The organism is Kitasatospora sp. NPDC094015 (genome assembly GCF_040304075.1).
GTDB lineage: Bacteria > Actinomycetota > Actinomycetes > Streptomycetales > Streptomycetaceae > Kitasatospora.
The window spans coordinates 203,190-222,256 of sequence record NZ_JBEOUL010000001.1 but is presented as its reverse complement, the minus strand read 5'-3'; the positions used below and the strand labels follow the sequence as shown (position 1 = coordinate 222,256).

Here is a 19,067-nt window from a genome sequence, read left to right as displayed (position 1 = left end):
GGCTACTCTGCCAATCGTGCCAGTGATTACTGGCAAGGTTCTCGCCCGGTGCATCCCCCACCCCCCTCGCCGCAGGAGGTCCGCCGCATGGTTCCCCGCACCAAGCAGCCCCCCACCCCGCCGCCGGTCGCCACCCCGCACGTGCGGGTGGCCGTGGTCGGCTCGGGCTTCGGCGGCCTCGGCGCCGGGGTCCGGCTCCGCCGCGCCGGCATCACCGACTTCGTCATCCTGGAGCGCGCCTCCTCGGTCGGCGGCACCTGGCGCGACAACAGCTACCCCGGTTGCGCCTGCGACGTGCCCTCGCACCTGTACTCGTTCTCCTTCGCCCCCAACCCCGAGTGGCCGCGCAGCTTCTCCGGCCAGCCGGACATCCGGGCGTACCTGGAGCGGGTCGCCGACACCTTCGGCCTGCGCCCGCACCTGCGCTTCGACACCGAGGTGCTGGAGCTGCGCTGGGAGGAGGGCCCGGCCCGCTGGCGGATCCGCACCGGCCGCGGCGAGTGGACCGCCGACGCGGTGGTCTCCGCGGCCGGCCCGCTGGCCGACCCGCAGATCCCCGACCTGCCGGGCCTCGCGGAGTTCCCCGGCAAGGTCTTCCACTCCTCGCGCTGGGACCACGACTACGACCTGACCGGCAAGCGGGTCGCCGTGGTCGGCACCGGCGCCTCCGCCGCCCAGATCGTGCCCGCGATCCAGCCGCGGGTGGGCCGGCTCACCGTCTTCCAGCGCACCCCCGGCTGGGTGCTGCCGCGCGCCGACCGGGAGATCTCCGGGCTGGAGAAGTGGCTGCACAGCAGGATCCCGCCGACCGGCAAGCTCCGCCGGGGCACCCTGTTCGCCCTGCGGGAGCTCCAGGTGGACGCCTTCGTCCGGCGCCCCGGCGCGCTGCGGCTGGTGCAGCGGGTGGCCGAGCGGCACATCGCGAAGTCGATCGCCGACCCGGCGCTGCGCGCCAAGCTCACCCCGGACTACCGGATCGGCTGCAAGCGGATCCTGCTCAGCAACACCTACTACCCGGCGCTCGCCGCCCCCAACGCCGAGGTGGTCGCCGCCGGCCTGCGCGAGGTGCGCGGCTCCACCCTGGTCGCGGCCGACGGCAGCGAGCACGAGGTGGACGCGATCGTCTTCGGCACCGGCTTCCACGTCACCGACATGCCCATCGCCCAGCGGGTGTTCGGCGTCGGCGGCCGGGCGCTCGCGCAGGAGTGGAAGGACGGCATGGAGGCGCTGCGCGGCTCCACCGTCCGGGGCTTCCCCAACCTGTTCTTCGTGATCGGCCCCAACACCGGCCTCGGCAACAGCTCGATGATCCTGATGATCGAGTCCCAGCTGAACTACCTGGTCGACGCGCTCACCGCGCTCGACGCGGTCGGCGCCACCGCCCTCCAGCCCACCGAACGGGCGCAGCGGCACTGGAACCTCGAACTCCAGCACCGGATGGGCCGCACCGTCTGGACCACCGGCGGCTGCCGCAGCTGGTACCTGGACGGCGCCGGGCGCAACACCGTGCTGTGGCCCGGCTCCACCAGCTCCTTCCGCCGGGCCACCCGCCGGGTGGACCTGGGCGAGTACGAGCTGATCAAGCGCACCGCCCCGGTCACCGAGGAGGTCCCGGCATGACCACCGTCCCCGCCGACCCGCACCTGCTGCCCGCCTCCGCGGACACCCGCCGGGTCCGCTCCGCCGACGGCACCTGGCTGCACACCGCGACGTACGGCCCGCAGGGCGCCCCCACGGTGGTGCTGGCGCACGGCTGGACCTGCTCGGTGGCGTTCTGGGCCCCGGTGATCCACCGGCTGGCCGCCGACCACCGGGTGGTGGCCTACGACCAGCGCGGCCACGGCCGCAGCGACCGGCCGCACGGCGCGCCCGGCTACTCGACCGCCAAGCTGGCGGACGACCTGGAGGCCGTGCTGACCGCGCTCGTCCCGGCCGGCGAGCGGGCCGTGCTGGCGGGCCACAGCATGGGTGGCATGACCGTGATGGCCGCCGCCGACCGCCCGCAGGTGGTCGCCAGGACCAGTGGCGCGGTGCTGGTGAGCACCGGTGCGAGCGACCTGGTGGCCGAGCTGCGGGTGGTGCCGGACGCCGTCCGCCCGGTGCGCCTGCGCCGCCGGCTGCACCAGCTGATCCTGGAGTCCCGGCTGCCGCTCGGGCCCGCCAACGGCGTCAGCCGGGCGCTGCTCAAGTACGCCACCATGGGCCCCGCGACGCCGCCCGCGCAGGTCGCGGCCTGCGCGAAGGTGGTGCACGCCTGCCCGACCGGCACCCGGTACGGCTGGTCCAAGGTGCTCGGCACGGTGGAGCTGACCGCCGGGCTGGCCGCGCTGGCGGTGCCCACCGCCGTGGTGGTCGGCACCCACGACCGGCTGACCCCGCCGGTGCACGCCCGGCGGATGCACGCGGCCCTGGCGGACCCGCGGGGGCTGCTGGAACTGCCGGGGGTCGGCCACATGGCCCCGGTGGAGCGGCCGGCCGAGGTGGCCGGCGAGATCCGCCGCATCGTCGAACTGGTTTCCGCGGAGCAGAGGAGTGATGTCGGATGAGCCCGTCCCTCGCCGGCCAGGTGGTCGTGGTGACCGGCGCCGCCCGTGGCGTCGGTGCGCTGACGGCCCGCAAACTGGCGCAGCAGGGCGCCCGGGTCGCGCTGGTGGGCCTGGAGCCCGCCGAGCTGAAGGCGGCTGCCGACCGGTGCGGCCCCGAGGCCTCGTCCTGGGAGGCCGACGTCACCGACCTGGCGGCGCTGACCGCCGCCGCGGAGCGGATCAAGGAGCGGTACGGCCGGATCGACGCCGTGGTCGCCAACGCCGGGATCGCCATCGGCGGCCCGCTGCTGGACAGCGACCACCGGGCGTTCAGCCGGGTGATCGAGGTCAACCTGCTCGGCAGCGTGGCCACCGCCCGGGCCTTCCTGCCCGCGCTGGCCGAGAGCCGGGGCTACCTGCTGCAGATCGCCTCGCTGGCCGCGATCACCCCGGCGCCGCTGATGGCGGCGTACTGCGCGAGCAAGGCCGGGGTGGAGGCGTTCGCCCACTCGCTGCGCGCCGAGGTCGCCTACCAGGGGGTCAAGGTCGGTGTCGGGTACCTGAGTTGGACCGACACGGACATGGTTCGCGGCGCCGACCAGGACACCGTGCTGCGCCAGATGCGGGCCCGGCTGCCCTGGCCGGCCAGCAAGACCTACCCGCTGGAGCCGGCCGTGGACCGCCTGGTGGCCGGGATCGCCCGCCGCTCGGCGCACGTGTACGCGCAGCCGTGGCTGCGCGGGATGCAGCCGGTCCGCTGGCTGCTGCCGAGCCTGATCGCCGCCGTGGGTGCCCGGGACGTGGCCAGGCTGGCCCCGGAGTTGAAGGCCACCGCGGCCGACCGGCTGCGCCCGGTGGGAGCCGGCGGCGAGGCGGACTCGGCGGCGCACCGCCCCGCCTGACCGCGCCTCCGCACGGCGGGCCGCCCCCGGACACCGGGGGCGGCCCGCCGGCCGTGCGGGGGCGGTTTCCGGCCAGCGGGTCGGCGTTCCGGTGATGTTGCCCGGACGTAAAGCTTCCATCTGGCATGGCTCAACACCCGGTAAACATCCGGACTTTGGGGTGTTTGTCCGGAGGATTTCGCGGCCGGAACGCACCTGACGTGTACGCGGCGGCAGAACTTAACCTCTGCTCGGCGGCCCCAATCCGCCACCCCCCACATCCCCCGGGAGAGCAGATGTCTCGTCCTGCCCGCTCCGCCATGCGCGTCGCCAACCGGATCCTCAGCGTCACGGCCCTCGCCGCCGCCCTCGGCGCCGCCCAGTTCGCGGCACCCGCCGCGTTCTCCACGGCCGCCGCCGCGCCGGCCGCCGCGCAGTGCGTCGACGGCCAGGCGGCCGACCACACCGACGCCGCCGCCCGCCAGGCCGAGGGCTCCACCGCCCACGACCCCAACTCGCTGACGGCCGCGCAGGTCAAGGCGATGGACGCGGACCTGAAGTCCACCGTCGAGCAGCTGCGCCGCTCCTCGGACGGTCCGGGCCTGGCCGCCACCACCATCCCGGTGTACTTCCACGTGATCCACAGCGGCACCACCGGCAAGCTCTCGGCGAGCGCCATCAGCAACCAGATCGCGGTCCTCAACGCGGCCTACGGCGGCCAGGGTTCGGGCAACACCGCGAGCCCGTTCACGTTCCAGCTGGTCTCCACCGACTACACCGACAAGGCCGCCTGGTACAACGGCATCACCGACGGCACCTCGGCCGAGAAGGCCATGAAGACCGCCCTGCACAAGGGCGGTGCCAACACCCTCAACATCTACACCGCCAGCCTCGGCGACGGGCTGCTCGGCTGGGCCACCTTCCCCAGCTCCTACCGTTCGCAGCCGACCATGGACGGCGTGGTGATCCTGGACGCCTCGCTGCCCGGCGGCTCGGCGGCCAACTACAACCAGGGCGACACCGCGACCCACGAGATCGGCCACTGGCTCGGGCTCTACCACACCTTCCAGGGCGGGTGCAGCGGCAGCGGCGACTCGGTCAGCGACACCCCGGCCGAGGCCAGCGCGGCCTTCGAGTGCCCGACCGGCCGCAACACCTGCTCGGCCGCCGGCGCCGACCCGATCCACAACTTCATGGACTACACCTACGACTCCTGCATGACCCAGTTCACCCCGGGTCAGGTCACCCGGATGACCAACTCCTGGGCCTCCTACCGCGCCTGACCCCCGCGCGGCACCGCCCGGCCGGCACCGGACCGCTCCCCGCGGTCCGGTGCCGGCCCGCGCCGGGCCCCGGTGCGCACCGCGCTACCAGCCAGTACGGTCTGTCCATGACCACAGCTCTCATCACCGGCGCCACCGCCGGCATCGGCGCCGCCTACGCCCGCCGCCTGGCCAAGGACGGGCGGGACCTCGTCCTGGTCGCCCGCGACAGCGAGCGGCTGGCGGCCACCGCCGAGGAACTCGCCAAGAAGTACGGCGTGCAGGTCGAGACACTCCGCGCCGACCTGTCCACCGACGAGGGCATCACCGCCGTCGAGGATCGCGTGCGCGACGGCGCGCGGCCGGTCGACCTCCTGATCAACAACGCCGGCTTCGGCAACCGGGGCGCCTTCCTCACCGTCCCGGTGGAGCAGGAGCTCGAGATGCTCAAGGTGCACGTCGAGGCGATCCTGCGGACCACCAGCGCCGCGCTGCCGGGGATGCGCGAGCGCGGGCGCGGCGCGATCGTGAACGTGGCCTCGGTCGCCGCCTTCCTGCCGCGCGGGACGTACGGCGCGACCAAGGCCTGGGTGGTGAGCTTCACCCAGGGCGTGGCCCGCGACCTCGGCGGCAGCGGGGTGCGGCTGCAGGCGCTCTGCCCGGGTTTCACCCGCACCGAGTTCCACGAGCGGGCCGGGATGGGCACCTCCAACGTGCCGGCCTGGGGCTGGCTGTCCGCGGACCGGGTGGTGGACGAGTCGCTGCGCGACCTGGCCCGCAACCGCTCACTCTCGGTGCCGGGCAAGCGCTACAAGGTGGCGGTCGCGGTGGCCCGGCTGCTGCCCACCGGCAAGCTCGGCGGGCTCTCCTCCAAGGCCGCCCGCACCTACCGCACCGACTGAGCGGCCGCGGCGCGGGTGCCGAGGAGCAGGAATACGGCGAGGCTCATTATTAGTTTGTCTAACCATGAGCCTGGCTCGGTATGCTGGCTCCCCGCCCACCCGCGCCGATGGAGGCCGCCCTTGCGCCCCGACCGCAGCACCGACTGGACCCCGCCCGAACCCCGGCCCGGCGAGCCCGCACCACCCGCCCAGCTGCGCCGCATCACGGCGCTGTTCCGCCCGTACCGGGGCCGGCTGGCCGTGGTCGGCCTGCTGGTCGCCGCCTCCGCCGTGGTCTCGGTGACCACCCCGTTCCTGCTGCGCGCCGTGCTGGACACCGCGATCCCGCAGGGCCGCACCGGCCTGCTCACCCTGCTGGTGCTCGGCATGATCGCCGCCGCGGTGGTCAACAGCGTCTTCAACGTGCTCCAGACGCTGATCTCCACCACCGTCGGCCAGCGGGTCATGCACGACCTGCGCACCGCGGTCTACACCCACCTCCAGCGGATGTCGCTGGCCTTCTTCACCCGCACCCGCACCGGCGAGGTGCAGTCCCGGATCGCCAACGACATCGGCGGCATGCAGTCCACCGTCACCTCCACCGCCACCTCGCTGGTCTCCAACCTGACCAGCGTGGTGGCCAGCGTGGTCGCCATGGTCGCGCTCGACTGGCGGCTCACGGTGGTCTCGCTGCTGCTGCTCCCGGCGTTCGTCTGGATCAGCCGCCGGGTCGGCAACGAGCGCAAGAAGATCACCACCGAGCGGCAGAAGCAGCTGGCGGCGATGAGCTCCGCCGTCCAGGAGTCGCTGTCGGTCAGCGGGATCCTGCTCGGCCGGACCATGGGCCGCTCCGACTCGCTCTCCCGCGAGTTCACCCGGCAGTCCGACCAGCTCGCCGACCTGGAGGTGCGCTCCAGCATGGCCGGCCGCTGGCGGATGTCCACCATCGGCGTGGTGATGGCCGCGATGCCCGCGCTGATCTACTGGGCGGCCGGGCTCACCGCGGCCGGCGGCGCCCCGATCGTGTCGATCGGCACCCTGGTCGCCTTCGTCTCGCTCCAGCAGGGCCTGTTCCGGCCCACCGTCAGCCTGCTCTCCACCGGCGTCCAGGTGCAGACCTCGCTGGCCCTGTTCCAGCGCATCTTCGAGTACCTCGACCTGCCGGTCGAGATCGCCGAGCCCGCGCACCCGGCGCGCCCGGGGCAGCTTCGCGGCGACGTCACCTTCGAGGACGTCGAGTTCCGCTACCAGCCGGAGCAGGAGCGACCCACCCTGGCCGGCATCGACCTCAAGATCCCGGCCGGCGGCTCGCTCGCCGTGGTCGGCGAGACCGGCTCGGGCAAGACCACCCTCAGCTACCTGGTGCCCCGGCTGTACGACGTGACCGGGGGACGGGTCGCCATCGACGGCACCGACGTGCGCGAGCTGTCCTTCGCCACCCTGGCCGACACGGTGGGCGTGGTCTCCCAGGAGACCTACCTCTTCCACGCCTCGATCGCCGACAACCTGCGCTTCGCCAAGCCCGGCGCCACCGACGAGGAACTGGTCGCCGCCGCCCGCGCCGCCCAGGTGCACGAGCTGATCTCGGCGCTCCCGGACGGCTACGACACCATGGTCGGCGAGCGCGGCTACCGCTTCTCCGGCGGCGAGAAGCAGCGCCTGGCGATCGCCCGCACCATCCTGCGCAACCCGCCGGTGCTGATCCTGGACGAGGCCACCAGCGCGCTCGACAACCGGACCGAACTCGCCGTCCAGCAGGCCATCGACGCGCTGGCCGCCGGCCGGACCACGATCACCATCGCGCACCGGCTCTCCACCATCCGCGGCGCCGACCAGATCGCCGTCCTGGACCGCGGCCGGATCGCCGAACTCGGCACCCACGACGACCTGCTGGCGCTGGGCGGGCGCTACGCCGCGCTGCTGCGCCGCGAGGAGGCCCCGCTGCCGGCCTGAGGCTCGCAATCGCCGGGGGAGGTCGGCAGCGGGCCGGGGCGGCGACAGGCGGCGGTGTGCCGGGTCAGGCGGCCTTGGGCAGCTCGTTGTAGGTGTCGGCGTTCTCCTGGCCGGAGAGCTCCTGGATCGCGGCCATCACCTCGTCGGTGACCTGGCGCCGGGCCTTGGCCGAACGGGCCTGGCCGTGCAGCTCGGAGAAGTCCAGCGGCTTGCCGAAGCGGACCGTCACCTGCCGGACCCGGGGGATCCTGCGGCCGACCGGCAGGATGTCCTGCGGGCCCTCCAGCGCGACCGGCACCACCGGGACGCCGGCGGTCAGCGCCAGCCAGGCCACCCCGGTCTTGCCGCGGTAGAGCCGGCCGTCTAGCGAGCGGGTGCCCTCGGGGTAGATGCCGAAGGCCTTGCCGCTCTGCACGATCTCCAGCGCCTGCTCCAGCGAGGCGGCCGCCGAGCGGTAGGTGCCGCGCTCGACCGGCACCGCGTTGATCACGCTGGTGAAGAACGAGCGGACGATCGCGCCCTTGAGCCCGGTGCCGGTGAAGTACTCCGCCTTCGCGAGGAAGTACACCTGGCGCGGCGCGGTCAGCGGGATCACCACGCTGTCGATGAAGGACAGGTGGTTGCTGGCCAGGATCACCCCACCCTTGCGCGGCACGTTCTCCAGCCCCTCGATGACCGGCCGGTAGACCGTCCTCGCGAGCGGCTTGAGCACGAGCTTGGTGATGAGGTTGATCATGGGCCCTCCCCGGCCGACCTGCTCACGGGCTCGGCCCTGCGGGGGCCGAGGTCAGCTCGCAGGTTACGACATGGCCCCCGGGGCCCGTCCACTGTTTCCGGTCGGCGGACGGGTGCGATTCTCGTCACTCCCCGTGCGGGCTCGGCCACGCGGCGGGGTGCCGGGGGTGGCGCAGCGGCCCCGGACGGCCTCGCCCGCCGCGGATCTGCCGGGAAGCCCGGTCGGGCGCCCCGCCACCGGTTAGCGTGTGGACGGAGGATCACCGACCCGTGTCGACCCCTGGGGGGCGGTCATGCCGATCAACACTGCCCTGGTGCCGGTCTTCACCGAGGAGGCCCGGCACACCGACACCGTGCTCCTCTACCAGTCGCTCACCGGCGCCGTCGCCGGGCCGACCCTGCGGGTGGCGGCGAGCGGCCTGACCGGGACGGTGGTCGGGCCGGTCCTGGTGCTCAGCGGAGCCGAGGCGGCGCTCGCCCCGGCCCGCGAGGTCGGCATGGTCTTCACGGTCGACTCGCTGGCCGGAGCCACCGAGCAACTCCTCGCCCACGGCGCCGAACTGGTCCGCGAACTGCCCCCGATGCCGCACGGCCGGGCCCGCCGGCTGCGGCACCCGGACGGCCTGGTCGTCGAGTACCTGGAACTCAGCCGTGCCCCCCAGGGCAGACCGCTGCCCTAGACCCTCGCTAGCCCCGGACCGGGAAGACCCGGCGGACCACCCGCTCCGCCGCCCCGCCGTCGTCCCACGGGCAGAACCGCTTGCGGAAGGCCGCCCGGGCGGCCGGCTCCGGGTCGCCCGCCAGCAGTGCCTCGGCCAGCTGGTCCTGGTCGGTGGCGACGGCGCCGGGCGGCTCGGCCATCAGGTCGAAGTAGACGCCGCGCACCCGCCGGTACTCGTCCCAGTCCGGGGTGAACAGCGCGATCGGCCGGTCCAGCACCGCGTAGTCGAACATCATCGAGGAGTAGTCGGTCACCAGCACGTCGGAGGCCAGGAAGAGGTCCTCCACCATCGGGTGGTCGGACACGTCCAGCACCCGGGCGTCCTGCGGACCGGCCGTCAGGTCGCCCACCCCGCCGTCGTGGAAGTAGTGGGTGCGCACCAGCAGCGTGAAGCCGGGCCCGAGCCGCTGCGCCAGCTCCCGCAGGTCGGCCAGCGGGACGTAGCCGCCCTGGGCCTCGCGATGGGTGGGGGCGTACAGCACGGCGGTGCTGCCGGGCTCGATGCCCAGGCCCTCGCGCAGCGCCGCGCACTCCTCCGGGGTGGCCAGCGCCAGGCGGTCGTTGCGCGGGTAGCCGGTGTCGAGCATCTCGTAGCCGCCGGGGAAGGCCCGGGCGAACTGCTCGCTGGTGTGCGGGTTGGAGGAGACCAGGTAGTCCCAGCGCGACACCGCCTCCAGCAGCCGTTCGAAGTCCATCCCGTCGGCCGCGACCGGGAACTCCTTCAGGTCCATGCCCATCGTCTTGAGCGGCGTGCCGTGCTGGGTCTGCAGGTGCACGCTGCCGGGCCGCTTGACCATGGTGTGCGGGAAGTTGACGTTGTTGACGAAGTACTTGGCGGTGGCCATCGCGCGCAGGTACGCCGGGCTGTTGAGCAGCACGTAGGGCACGTCGGGCGGCAGTGTGGCGGCCCGGGCGCGGTCCTCGACCACCCACACCCCGCGGATCTGCGGCGCCAGTTCGCGCGCCTTGCGGTAGATCGCGGCCGGGTTGCAGGCGTAGCCGCGGTGCCAGTACGCGGCGTACACGGCCAGGTTCTCGTCCAGCGGCAGCCGCCGGAAGGTGTTGTACGCCGTGAAGCGCGCGCTGCCGCGGACCGCCTTGCGGACGGCGGGGGCGACCGCCCGGGTGCTGCGCCGCACCGTGCGCGGCAGCTGCCCGGTGCGCCGCAGCTCCGCGTACGAGCGCCGGGCGCCGCGGGCGACCAGCCGGTACTGCAGGCCGCGGACGCCGCCGGGGAAGCGGTAGCCCGCCGGCCGGTGGCGCCGGAAGTGGCCGGTGATCCGCTGGAAGAACTCGGCCCGCATCCCGACCGGGACCAGCCCCGGGGTGTCGTACACGGTGACGGCCTGCTTGACGGTGCGTTCGAAGACCAGCGTGCGCAGCGCCGGGCCGACCTCCGGGTGCCGGTCCAGGAAGGCGAAGATCGCGTCGTACTGGGCGAAGGCGTCGGCGTGCTTGGGCGAGGCGGTGTTGGTGATCGCGCCGGGGCGGCCGCGGCGGTAGGCGTAGCAGGGGCGGTCCAGGTAGCGCAGCCGTCCGGCGGCCAGCAGGGCCGGGTAGGTGACCGAGATGTCCTCGTAGTAGCCGCGGCCGAACGCGACGTCCAGGTCGAGCAGGTAGTCCCGGCGGAAGACCTTGTTCCAGACCGCCATCACGGCGGTCAGCAGGGCGGGGTGCTCGGCCAGCGTGCAGCCCTCGACGAGCGGGGAGCCGGTGAGCAGGTGCCGCCAGGGGTTCGGCTCGGTGCCGCCGTCCTGGTAGACGTGCAGGAAGTCGGTGAGCAGCACGTCGGCGGGGTGCTCGGCGTCCCGCTCGGTGCGCAGCTCGGCGAGGACGGCGTCCAGGGTGCCCGGCGGCAGCCAGTCGTCGCTGTCGACGAACCAGACGTAGCGGCCGGTCGCCTCGGCGAGGCCGGCGGTGCGCGCGCCGCCGAGGCCCTGGTTCTCGGTCAGGTGCAGCACCCGCAGGCGCTCGTCCTGGGCCGCGTGGGCGTCCAGGATCGCCCCGCAGCCGTCGGGGGAGAGGTCGTCGACGGCGATCAGCTCGACCTCGCCCGGGGCGGCACTCGCGGCCACCAGGGACTCGAGACACTGCGGCAGGTACCGCTCCACCCCGTGGACCGGCAGGACGATGCTGAGGAGGGGGCTCACGCTTGGGATCTCCGCGACGGGCTACTGGGCGGTTGGTCGGCGGGTGCGCCGGTGCCGCCCACTGTAGCGAGCCCGCTCGCGCGAATGATCGACCGGTGAGTCGGGGAAGGGGTGAGGGCACCCGCCGGGCAGCTGCTGCGCCCGAAAACGCGACCGCCGGTGCCGCGCCGTGCGAGCGGCGGCACCGGCAGTCCGGTGTGGCGGTCGGACCGACCCTCAACGGTCGACCGCCGGTCCCGTCCACCGCGGGGGAGTCGGACCGTCGCAGCGTCGAGACGGCCAAGCAGTGACTCACTGCAGTGTCGGAAGATCATTCATATGTCGAACACATCGGGCTGGAGTCTCGCGGGAGCTTCCCGGCGTTCCGGCCCTGGTAGAGATATTGCTTGGAGGTTTCGGCCCAGTCAATCCCTCTGATGTGTTCAGTTTCTGAATGATGTCCCAAGCATTGCCGCAGCTTGCCCCCGGGTTCTATATTGACGCAGAGTCTCATAAAGGAGCACCCATGGGCCGGCCGCCACTCCCCGCCAGGCCGGTGGGCGCCGCCCTGCGACTGCTGCTGCTCGGCCCGCTCGCGGTGGCCGCCGGCGCGGTCTTCCTGCTCCTCACCTTCGGCGCCGAGGCGACCGGAAACCTCTTCGCCTGGCGGATGTCCCCGGTCACCGCCACCCTGCTCGGCGCCGGCTACGGCGGCTCCGGGGTGATGCTGGCGCTCGCCCTGCGGGCCCGCCGCTGGGAGCAGGTCCGGGTGACCTGCGCGGCGAGTTCCCTGTTCATGCTGCTGATGCTCGGCGCCAGCCTGCTCGGCCACCGCACCCTGCACCTGACCCACGGCACGCCGCTCGCCCTCGCCGCCGCCTGGATCTGGCTCGGCGTGCACCTGGCCGCGCTCCCGCTCGGCCTGATCGCACTCGGCGCACAGGCGCGCGTCGGCGGCGCGAAGCCGCCCCGGGCGCCCCGTCTGCCCTGGTGGGTGGCGGCCCCGATCGTCTCCAGCGGCCTCACCGTCACCGCCACCGGCGTGCTGCTCTACGCCCTCCCGGACCAGGCCGCCCGGCACTGGCCGTGGACCGTCCGCCCGCTCGACGTCCGGGCGCTCGGGGCCTGGTGCGTCGCCTTCGGGGTCGCCCTGCTGCTCGGGTGGCGGGAGGCGGAGCTGCGCCGGGTCCGGCACGGGATGGCGGCGCTGGTGGTCTCCGGCCTGCTCGGCCTCACCGGCCTGCTCCGGTACGGCGGGCGGATCGACTGGGAGGGCCCCGGCCCCTGGCTGGTGGTCCTGGTGCTGGCCGCGTTCACCGGGCTCGGCCTGTCCGGCGCCGGCGCCTCGGTGGTCTTCGATCAGCCGGCGCCGCCGGCCGGCCCCGAGGTGCAGCTGCAGGAGGGCATGGGGGTGTGCCCGGCGCGGCCCGCCTGACCCGGGCGCGGCCGGCGCGCGATTCGTCCCGTTCGATGCCTACTCGTGACCCAGGCCACCCGCACCTGGTGATGTGTCAGTTCCGGTCGCACGATACGGTGGCAGAACACCAGGACGGTTGCGCAGACTCCGTCTCACACGGATAGTCTTCGCCTCACGGCCCTGGCGCCTCGTAGGGGTGGGAATCGATGGAACACATGCAAGCACGGACACGGGCACGAGTGCCGGCGATCCAGTGCGGAGTCGGTACGACCGGCCGCCGGATCGAGCGGCACCTCGCCGTGCTGGGCGCACCCGCGCTCCCGGCGGTGGACACCGCCGAGGCCCTCGGCCTGATAAGGGAGCTGACGCCGCGCGGCGTCGGTGCCCCTGCCACGCCGCGACGGGCCGCCCGGGTGTCGCTGCTGACGCCGCTGCGCCGGCTGCGGCGCAGCCTGTTCGGCAGCCGGGGCTAGCCCCCGGCCGCACGGCGAGAGGTATGGCCGCGGATCGACGGCCATGCCTCTCACAGCCATGTCCGGATCCCGGCCGCCCGGTGGCCGCCACGCCGGGGCCCTGGTGATCCACCACCGCGGCGAGCCGTCAGGATGGCAGCATGACGGACCACTTCCACTCCATCGTCTTCGAGATCACCACCGGCTCCGCCGAGGCCGCCGTCGACATCACCGAGCGCTGCAGCTCCTTCCTCGCCGGCGCGGCGGCCGGCCGCAGCGGCCTGCTGAACGTCTTCGTCCCGCACGCCACCGCCGGGATCGCGGTGATCGAGACCGGTGCCGGCAGCGACCGCGACCTGCTGGCCACCCTCCGCGACCTGCTGCCCTCCGACGACCGGTGGCAGCACCGGCACGGCAGCCCCGGCCACGGCCGGGACCACGTCCTGCCCGGCCTGGTCGCCCCGCACGCCACCCTGCCGGTGATCGACGGGCAGCTCGCCCTGGGCATCTGGCAGTCGGTGGTGCTGGTCGACACCAACGTGGACAACCCGCGCCGCTCGGTGCGGCTCTCCTTCCTCGGCTGACCGCACCCCGCCGCTGACCGCACCCCGCTGCCGACCGCACCCCGGCCGCCGGCGCGGGATCCCGGTACCGGCGCTCCGGGCCGCTTGCGGGCGGGCGGCCGGCGGAGGTAGGAAGGCGACATGACGGATCAGGACGGATCGGCCGGCGGCCCCGGCTGCGAACTCGCCCCCGACGGCGACCCGGTGCGCGGCCTGACGCCGGACCCGGCGCTCACCGGGCCGCGCGCCGACTGCGTGCTGTGCGGCGAGCCCACCGAGTACCCGGCCGGGCAGCCGGGCAGCACGCTCTGCCCGGTCTGCACCTGGCAGCAGGCCCAGCGGATCGCCTGCGCCGGCTGACCAGGGCCCGCCCGAAAACGGGACCGCCTGCCGGTCACCGGCTCAGGAGTCCTCCCGCCCGGCCAGCCGCAGCGTCGAACCGTGCCGCTGCTTGCGCACCAGCAGCTGCGACGGGATCCGGCTGCGCAGGTCGGCGACGTGGCTGACGATCCCGACCGCGCGATCGCGCTCGCGCAGACCGTCCAGCACGTCCATCACCTCCTCCAGGGTGTGCTCGTCCAGGCTGCCGAAGCCCTCGTCGATGAAGAGGGTGTCCAGCGGCATGCCGCCCGCCTCGTCCGTGACCACGTCGGCCAGGCCCAGTGCCAGCGCCAGCGAGGCGAAGAAGCTCTCGCCGCCGGAGAGCGTCGCGGTGTCCCGCTCGCTCCCCGTCCAGGCGTCCACCACCCTCAGCGACAGGCCCGAGCGCTTGTTCCCGGAGACCAGACCGTCACTGTGCACCAGCGTGTACCGGCCGCCGGACATCTTCACCAGCCGGTCGCTGGCCGCCGCGGCCACCTGCTCCAGCCTGGCCGCCAGGACGTACGACTCCAGCCGCATCCGCAGCGCGTTGTCCGCCGGGGCGCCCGCCACCAGACCGGCCAGCCGGCTGATCCGGCCGTACCGCTCCAGCGCCGGCGCCAGGCCGGCGGCCAGCTCGGCGAGCCGGGCGCCCAGCCGGGCCAGCGCCTGGCAGCGCTCCCGGGCGGCGCTCTCCTCGGCGGCGGCCCGGCGCAGCCGTTCGGTCGCCCGGCCGAGCGCCTGCTGCGCCAGCTCCTGGTCGGCCGGCGGCTCGGCGGCGGCCGCGATCAGCTCCGGGTCCGCGAGCCGCGACTCGGCGGCGGCCAACTCGGAGCGGAGCCGCTCCAACCGGTCGCGCAGCGCACCGCGGACGGCGGGCGGCAGCACCGCGGCCTGCGCCGCCCGCGCGCCGTCGAACCCGGCCGCCAGCGCCGCCGCGTGCACCTCCCGCTCGGCCTCGGCCAGCCGGTCCGCCGCCGCGGCGGCGCCGTGCGCGGCGGCCAGCGCGGCCGCCACCGCCTCGGCCCGCGCCCCGAGCGCGGCGGCCCGGGCGGCGACCGACGGCGCGTCGCCCCGGGCGGCGGCGATCCGGGCGGCCAGCTGCTCGCTCTCGGCGGTCAGCGCCCGCAATCCGGCGGCCAGCGCGGCCGTCCGCTCCCCGGCCTCCCGCAGCCGCTGCTGGCGGGTCTGCTGCTCCTGGGTCAGCTGGTCGATCCGCTGGCCGATCTGGCCCAGGCCGTCGGCGGCCCGCAGCGCGACCGCCCGGCCCCGTTCGACCTCGGCCAGCTCGGCGGCCAGCTCGCCGGCGTCCCGGCCGCCCGCCGAACCGGCGGCCGCGGCCTCGGCCACCCGCAGCGCGGTCAGCGCCGTCTCGGCGGCGCCCTGCTCGGCCTCGGCCCGCTGCTGGGCCTCCCGGGCCCCCCGCTCGTCCGCCGCCGTCACCGGCGTGCCGGCCGGGCGGGCCGGGGCCGGATGCTCGGCCGAGCCGCACACCCGGCAGGCCTCGCCCGTCCGCAGCTGCTCGGCCAGCTCGGCGGCCATCCCGGTGAGCCGCCGCTCCTGGAGGTCCAAGGTCCGGGCGCGGGCGTCCTGGGCCCGCCCGCGCAGGTCGAGCACCATGCTTTCGGCCCCGGCGAGTTCGGCCCGCAGGCCGTCCCGGCGCCCGGCCGCGGCGAGCCGGTCGGCCAGCTGGGCGCGGCGCAGGTCCAGCTGCTCGACCCGGGCCTCGGCCGCCCGGGCGGCGGCCTGCTCCTCCTGGAGCGCCTTGTGCCGGCCGGCGTAGTCGACCAGCCAGTCCTGCGCCTCCTCGGCCAGCTCCTCGGCCCGGGCCTGCTCGCGCGCCAGCTCCGCACGCTCCCCGGCCAGCCGCTGCTGCCGCTGCTCGTCCGCCCGGGCCGCCTCGAGCCGGCCCAGCTCGGCGCGCAGCCGGTGCTCGGTCTCGGCCAGCTCGGCGGCCGGGGCCCGCCGGAGCGCGGGGTCACCGGCGAGGGCGGCCCGCCGGTCGTGCTCCTGCGCAGCGGCGGCGTGGCCGGCCGTGGCCGCGCTCTCCCGCAGCCGCAGCAGCGATTCGACGCCGACCGCGGCCTGCGCGGCGGCCAGCCGCTCGTGCTCGCCCGCCAGCCCCGCGGCCTGCTCGGCCAGCGCGGCCGCACCGAGCGCGGCCTCCCGGTGCCGGCGCTGGCGGTCCGCCAGCCCGGCGGCGTGCTGGCGCCGGTGCTGCGCCGCGCCGTGCGCCTGCTCCGCGCCGGCCAGCGCGCTGCGCGCCACCGCGAGCTGCTCGGCGGCGCCGACCCGCAGGATCGCCGCCCAGCCGAGCACCGCGCCGGTGAGCTCCGCGGAGCCGGCCGCCGGGCCGTCCTCGGCGGGCAGCCAGTGCGTGGCGGGCTCGGCCAGCGGGCCGGCTGCTTCCTCGGCCCGGGCGGCCAGGTCGCGCAGCTGCTGGCGGCCGCCGCGCACCGCGGCCTCCTGCTGCTGGCGCTGCTCGGCCAGCCAGCGCTCCAGCAGCTCGAAGCGGCGGGTGTCGAAGAGCCGGCCGAGCAGCTCGGCCCGCTGCCGGGTGTCCGCCCGCAGGAACCGTGCGAAGTCGCCCTGCGGCAGCAGCACCACCTGGCAGAACTGGTCCCGGCTCATCCCGACCAGCTGCCGGATCTCCTCGCCGGCCTCCTGGTGGGACTTGCTCAGCGCCCGCCAGACCGGCGGGCCGCCGCCCGGGTCGGCGACCGCCTCGCGCAGCAGGGTGCTCGCCTTCTCCACCGTCCAGCCGGTGCCCCGGCGCTTGGGGCGGCGCTGCTCGGGGCTGCGGGTCACCTCCAGCCGGCGCCCGCCGAGGGTCAGTTCGAGTCGGACCTCGGTCAGCCGGTCGGCGGCGGCGTGGTCGCTGCGCAGCGGATTGCCCTTGCGGGCGCCCGGCACCTCGCCGTACAGCGCGAAGCAGACCGCGTCCAGCACGCTGCTCTTGCCGGCCCCGGTCGCCCCGCGGAGCAGGAACAGGCCGGTGTCGGCGAGCCGGTCGAAGTCCACCTGCTCGGTGCCGGCGAACGGGCCGAAGGCCGTGACGGTCAGCCGGTGCAGCCTCATCGGGCCTCCTCCTGGGCGCGCTCGGTGGCCCGCCGGACGGTCTCCAGCCCCTCGATCAGCCAGGCGTGCTCGACCGGGTCGACCGGCCGGCCGTGCCGGACGTGCCGGACGAACCCCTCGACCACCTCCAGGTCGCTGCGCCCGCTGACCCGCGCCGCGTACGAGGCCGCGCCGTCCCCGTCGCCGCCCTCCGGCTCGAAGAGCAGCTGGAGGGTGTGCGGGAAGCGCCGGCGCAGCTCCTCCATCGGGTTGGCCGGGCGGACCGGGTCGGTGAGCGTGGCCTGCACCCAGGACTCCTCGTGCCGGGCGAGGCCGGGCTCGGCCAGCAGCTCGGCGAGGCGACCGCGGAGCCGGGCCAGCGGGCGGGGCACCGGGCAGTCGATCCGCTCGGCGGCCACCGTGCCGTCCGCCGCCAGGTCGACCAGCCACATCGACTTGCGGTGGTGCTCCTCGGAGAAGGAGTACGCCAGCGGCGAGCCGCTGTAGCGCAGGTGGGGGGCGAGGGTCTGGCAACCGTGCAGGTGGCCGAGCGCGACGTAGTGCGCCCCGTCGAAGACCGCCGCCGGCACGCTCGCCACCCCGCCGACGGTGATGTCCCGCTCGCTGTCGCTGGGCTCGCCGCCGGTGACGAAGGCGTGCGCCAGCACCACCGCCCTGGTCCCGGCCGGACGGGTGGCCAGGTCGGCCCGGACGGCGTCCATCGCCGCCCCCAGCACCCGGTCGTGGCCGCCGCGGTCGAGGCCGAACCGCTCCCGCACCAGCGCGGGCTCCAGGTACGGCAGCCCGTACACCGCGACCGGGCCGTGGTCGTCGGCGAGCAGCACCGGGACGGCGCAGCCGTCCGGGTCGGTGCGCAGGTGGATGCCGGCCCGGTCGATCAGCCGGGAGCCGACGCCGAGCCGGCGGGCCGAGTCGTGGTTGCCGCTGATGAAGACCGTCGGCACGCCGAGCGCGGCCAGCCGGAACAGCACGTCGTCGAAGAGCGCCACCGCGTCCAGGCCGGGCAGCGCGCGGTCGTAGACGTCGCCGGCGACCAGCACCGCGTCGACCCGCTCGGTGCGGACCACCTCGACCAGGTGGTCGAGGAAGGCCCGCTGCGCCTCGTGCAGGCTCTCGCGGTGGAAGGAGCGCCCGAGGTGCCAGTCGGAGGTGTGCAGCAGCCTCACGCCGGTGCCTCCACCCGCTTGCTCGCCACGTCGGCTCCCTCCGTCTCACCCGCGGTCGGCAGGGCCCGGCCGACCAGCATCGAGTATCACAGGAACCACCGACAGCCCCGCCCGGTCCGGCGACGGGCCGGGCCCGGGAGGGCAGGGCGGCACCGGGCGCGTTCCCCGGGCGGCGGTCAGGACTGTTCATCGCCCGTCTGTTCGGGGAAGATCAACAGACGGAGTGCGCGGCGGCCCCACCGAGCCCGCTCCGTGGCCCGGTGCCGGTCACGGGCCCGCCGACGCAGGCCGCCGGGCCGGCGACCCGAGCCGAAGGGAGACCGCATTGGGCCGCATCGAGTACAGCGCGGAGATCTCCGACCTGCTCGGACGGGTACGGCGCCGGCCCAGCGCGGGCTGGCCATGGCGGCCGGGCGAGGCGGTGCCGGCGGGGCTGCCGGTGAAGCAGTCCTGGGGGTGGCTGTTCGCCCCGGACGGCCGGGTGCTCACCCTGGTCAACCCGAAGGACGGCATCGTCAGCCTGCCGGGCGGCTCGCTGGAGGCGGAGGACCGCGGCGACCCGCGGGCGGCGCTGGCCCGCGAGTCGGCCGAGGAGGCGCAGGCGGAGATCGGGCTGCCGTACTACCTGGGCTACCTCTACGACCGGGTCGGCTCGGCCAACGGCGGCCACGAGTGCGCCCGGGTGCGGATGGCGGCGGCGCTGCAGGCGGTCGGCCCGACGGCGCCCGACCCGGCCTCGGGTCGGCACTACCGCCGCCTTCTGGTGGCGCCGGGCCTGGCGGTCGAGCTGCTCGGCTGGGGCGCCCCGGGGGTGCGGCAGGCGCGGGCGGCGGTGGCCTGCGCGGTCGCCCGGCTGGGGGTGCCGGCGGTGGCGAACGAGGCGATCGAGGAACTGCCGCGGGCCGGCTGCCGTTTCCACCCCGGAGCACCGGGCTGACCGGCTC

The 19,067-nt window shown here is 75.1% G+C and carries 16 protein-coding genes; 12 read left to right on the top strand and 4 right to left on the bottom strand.

Annotated elements, in window-relative coordinates; genetic code table 11:
* Positions 1–87 precede the first annotated feature (87 nt).
* The 6 genes from ABT014_RS00985 to ABT014_RS00960 all read left to right on the top strand — a co-directional run bounded on the left by ABT014_RS00985 (position 88) and on the right by ABT014_RS00960 (position 7,502).
* Entirely contained in the window at positions 88–1,620 is a 1,533-nt protein-coding gene (locus ABT014_RS00985; RefSeq protein WP_350635418.1) for a flavin-containing monooxygenase, read from the top strand.
* Positions 1,617–2,546 (top strand): alpha/beta fold hydrolase, encoded by a 930-nt coding sequence (locus ABT014_RS00980; protein WP_350635416.1) that lies wholly within the window; start codon positions 1,617–1,619, stop codon positions 2,544–2,546. Before ABT014_RS00985 ends, ABT014_RS00980 begins: the two co-directional genes overlap by 4 nt.
* Entirely contained in the window at positions 2,543–3,427 is an 885-nt protein-coding gene (locus ABT014_RS00975; RefSeq protein ID WP_350635414.1) for an SDR family oxidoreductase, read from the top strand. The genes ABT014_RS00980 and ABT014_RS00975 overlap by 4 nt, the downstream gene beginning before the upstream one ends.
* A gap of 275 nt (positions 3,428–3,702) precedes the next feature.
* Positions 3,703–4,689: a zinc metalloprotease gene (locus tag ABT014_RS00970; RefSeq protein WP_350635413.1), complete on the top strand. Its 987-nt coding sequence runs from the start codon at positions 3,703–3,705 to the stop codon at positions 4,687–4,689.
* 107 nt (positions 4,690–4,796) lie between these two features.
* On the top strand, positions 4,797–5,570 hold the full coding sequence (locus ABT014_RS00965; RefSeq protein WP_350635411.1) for an SDR family NAD(P)-dependent oxidoreductase: 774 nt from the start codon (positions 4,797–4,799) through the stop codon (positions 5,568–5,570).
* Between the two features lie 120 nt (positions 5,571–5,690).
* Complete coding sequence (locus tag ABT014_RS00960; RefSeq protein WP_350635409.1) at positions 5,691–7,502, top strand: ABC transporter ATP-binding protein; 1,812 nt, start codon at positions 5,691–5,693, stop codon at positions 7,500–7,502.
* A gap of 64 nt (positions 7,503–7,566) precedes the next feature.
* Here ABT014_RS00960 and ABT014_RS00955 read toward each other — a convergent pair whose 3' ends face one another.
* Positions 7,567–8,238 carry a lysophospholipid acyltransferase family protein gene (locus ABT014_RS00955; RefSeq protein ID WP_350635407.1) on the bottom strand — a complete coding sequence of 224 codons (672 nt, stop codon included), beginning with the start codon at positions 8,236–8,238 and terminating at the stop codon, positions 7,567–7,569.
* Positions 8,239–8,530: 292 nt separating this feature from the next.
* On the opposite strand from ABT014_RS00955, the gene ABT014_RS00950 reads away from it, so the two are divergent.
* Positions 8,531–8,917: a VOC family protein gene (locus tag ABT014_RS00950; protein ID WP_350635405.1), complete on the top strand. Its 387-nt coding sequence runs from the start codon at positions 8,531–8,533 to the stop codon at positions 8,915–8,917.
* Between the two features lie 7 nt (positions 8,918–8,924).
* Here ABT014_RS00950 and ABT014_RS00945 read toward each other — a convergent pair whose 3' ends face one another.
* Positions 8,925–11,108, bottom strand: a complete 2,184-nt coding sequence (locus ABT014_RS00945; protein WP_350635404.1) for a bifunctional glycosyltransferase/CDP-glycerol:glycerophosphate glycerophosphotransferase — start codon at positions 11,106–11,108, stop codon at positions 8,925–8,927.
* A 505-nt stretch (positions 11,109–11,613) separates the two neighbouring features.
* On the opposite strand from ABT014_RS00945, the gene ABT014_RS00940 reads away from it, so the two are divergent.
* From ABT014_RS00940 to ABT014_RS00925, 4 genes are all read left to right on the top strand, one after another.
* Positions 11,614–12,522 carry a hypothetical protein gene (locus ABT014_RS00940; RefSeq protein ID WP_350635402.1) on the top strand — a complete coding sequence of 303 codons (909 nt, stop codon included), beginning with the start codon at positions 11,614–11,616 and terminating at the stop codon, positions 12,520–12,522.
* Positions 12,523–12,710: 188 nt separating this feature from the next.
* Positions 12,711–12,977: a hypothetical protein gene (locus ABT014_RS00935; RefSeq protein ID WP_350635400.1), complete on the top strand. Its 267-nt coding sequence runs from the start codon at positions 12,711–12,713 to the stop codon at positions 12,975–12,977.
* Between the two features lie 140 nt (positions 12,978–13,117).
* A complete protein-coding gene (locus ABT014_RS00930) occupies positions 13,118–13,540 on the top strand; it encodes a YjbQ family protein (protein ID WP_350635398.1) in 423 nt (140 codons plus the stop codon).
* A 120-nt stretch (positions 13,541–13,660) separates the two neighbouring features.
* Complete coding sequence (locus tag ABT014_RS00925) at positions 13,661–13,879, top strand: hypothetical protein (protein ID WP_350635396.1); 219 nt, start codon at positions 13,661–13,663, stop codon at positions 13,877–13,879.
* A 42-nt stretch (positions 13,880–13,921) separates the two neighbouring features.
* On the opposite strand, the gene ABT014_RS00920 is transcribed toward ABT014_RS00925, so the two are convergent.
* Together ABT014_RS00920 and ABT014_RS00915 are read right to left on the bottom strand one after the other, a co-directional pair.
* Positions 13,922–16,957: an AAA family ATPase gene (locus ABT014_RS00920; protein WP_350635394.1), complete on the bottom strand. Its 3,036-nt coding sequence runs from the start codon at positions 16,955–16,957 to the stop codon at positions 13,922–13,924.
* A complete protein-coding gene (locus ABT014_RS00915; protein WP_350635392.1) occupies positions 16,954–18,123 on the bottom strand; it encodes an exonuclease SbcCD subunit D in 1,170 nt (389 codons plus the stop codon). The genes ABT014_RS00920 and ABT014_RS00915 overlap by 4 nt, the downstream gene beginning before the upstream one ends.
* Positions 18,124–18,448: 325 nt before the next feature.
* Here ABT014_RS00915 and ABT014_RS00910 point away from each other — a divergent pair, with 325 nt between their 5' ends.
* Complete coding sequence (locus tag ABT014_RS00910) at positions 18,449–19,060, top strand: hypothetical protein (RefSeq protein WP_350635391.1); 612 nt, start codon at positions 18,449–18,451, stop codon at positions 19,058–19,060.
* Positions 19,061–19,067: the final 7 nt, after the last annotated feature.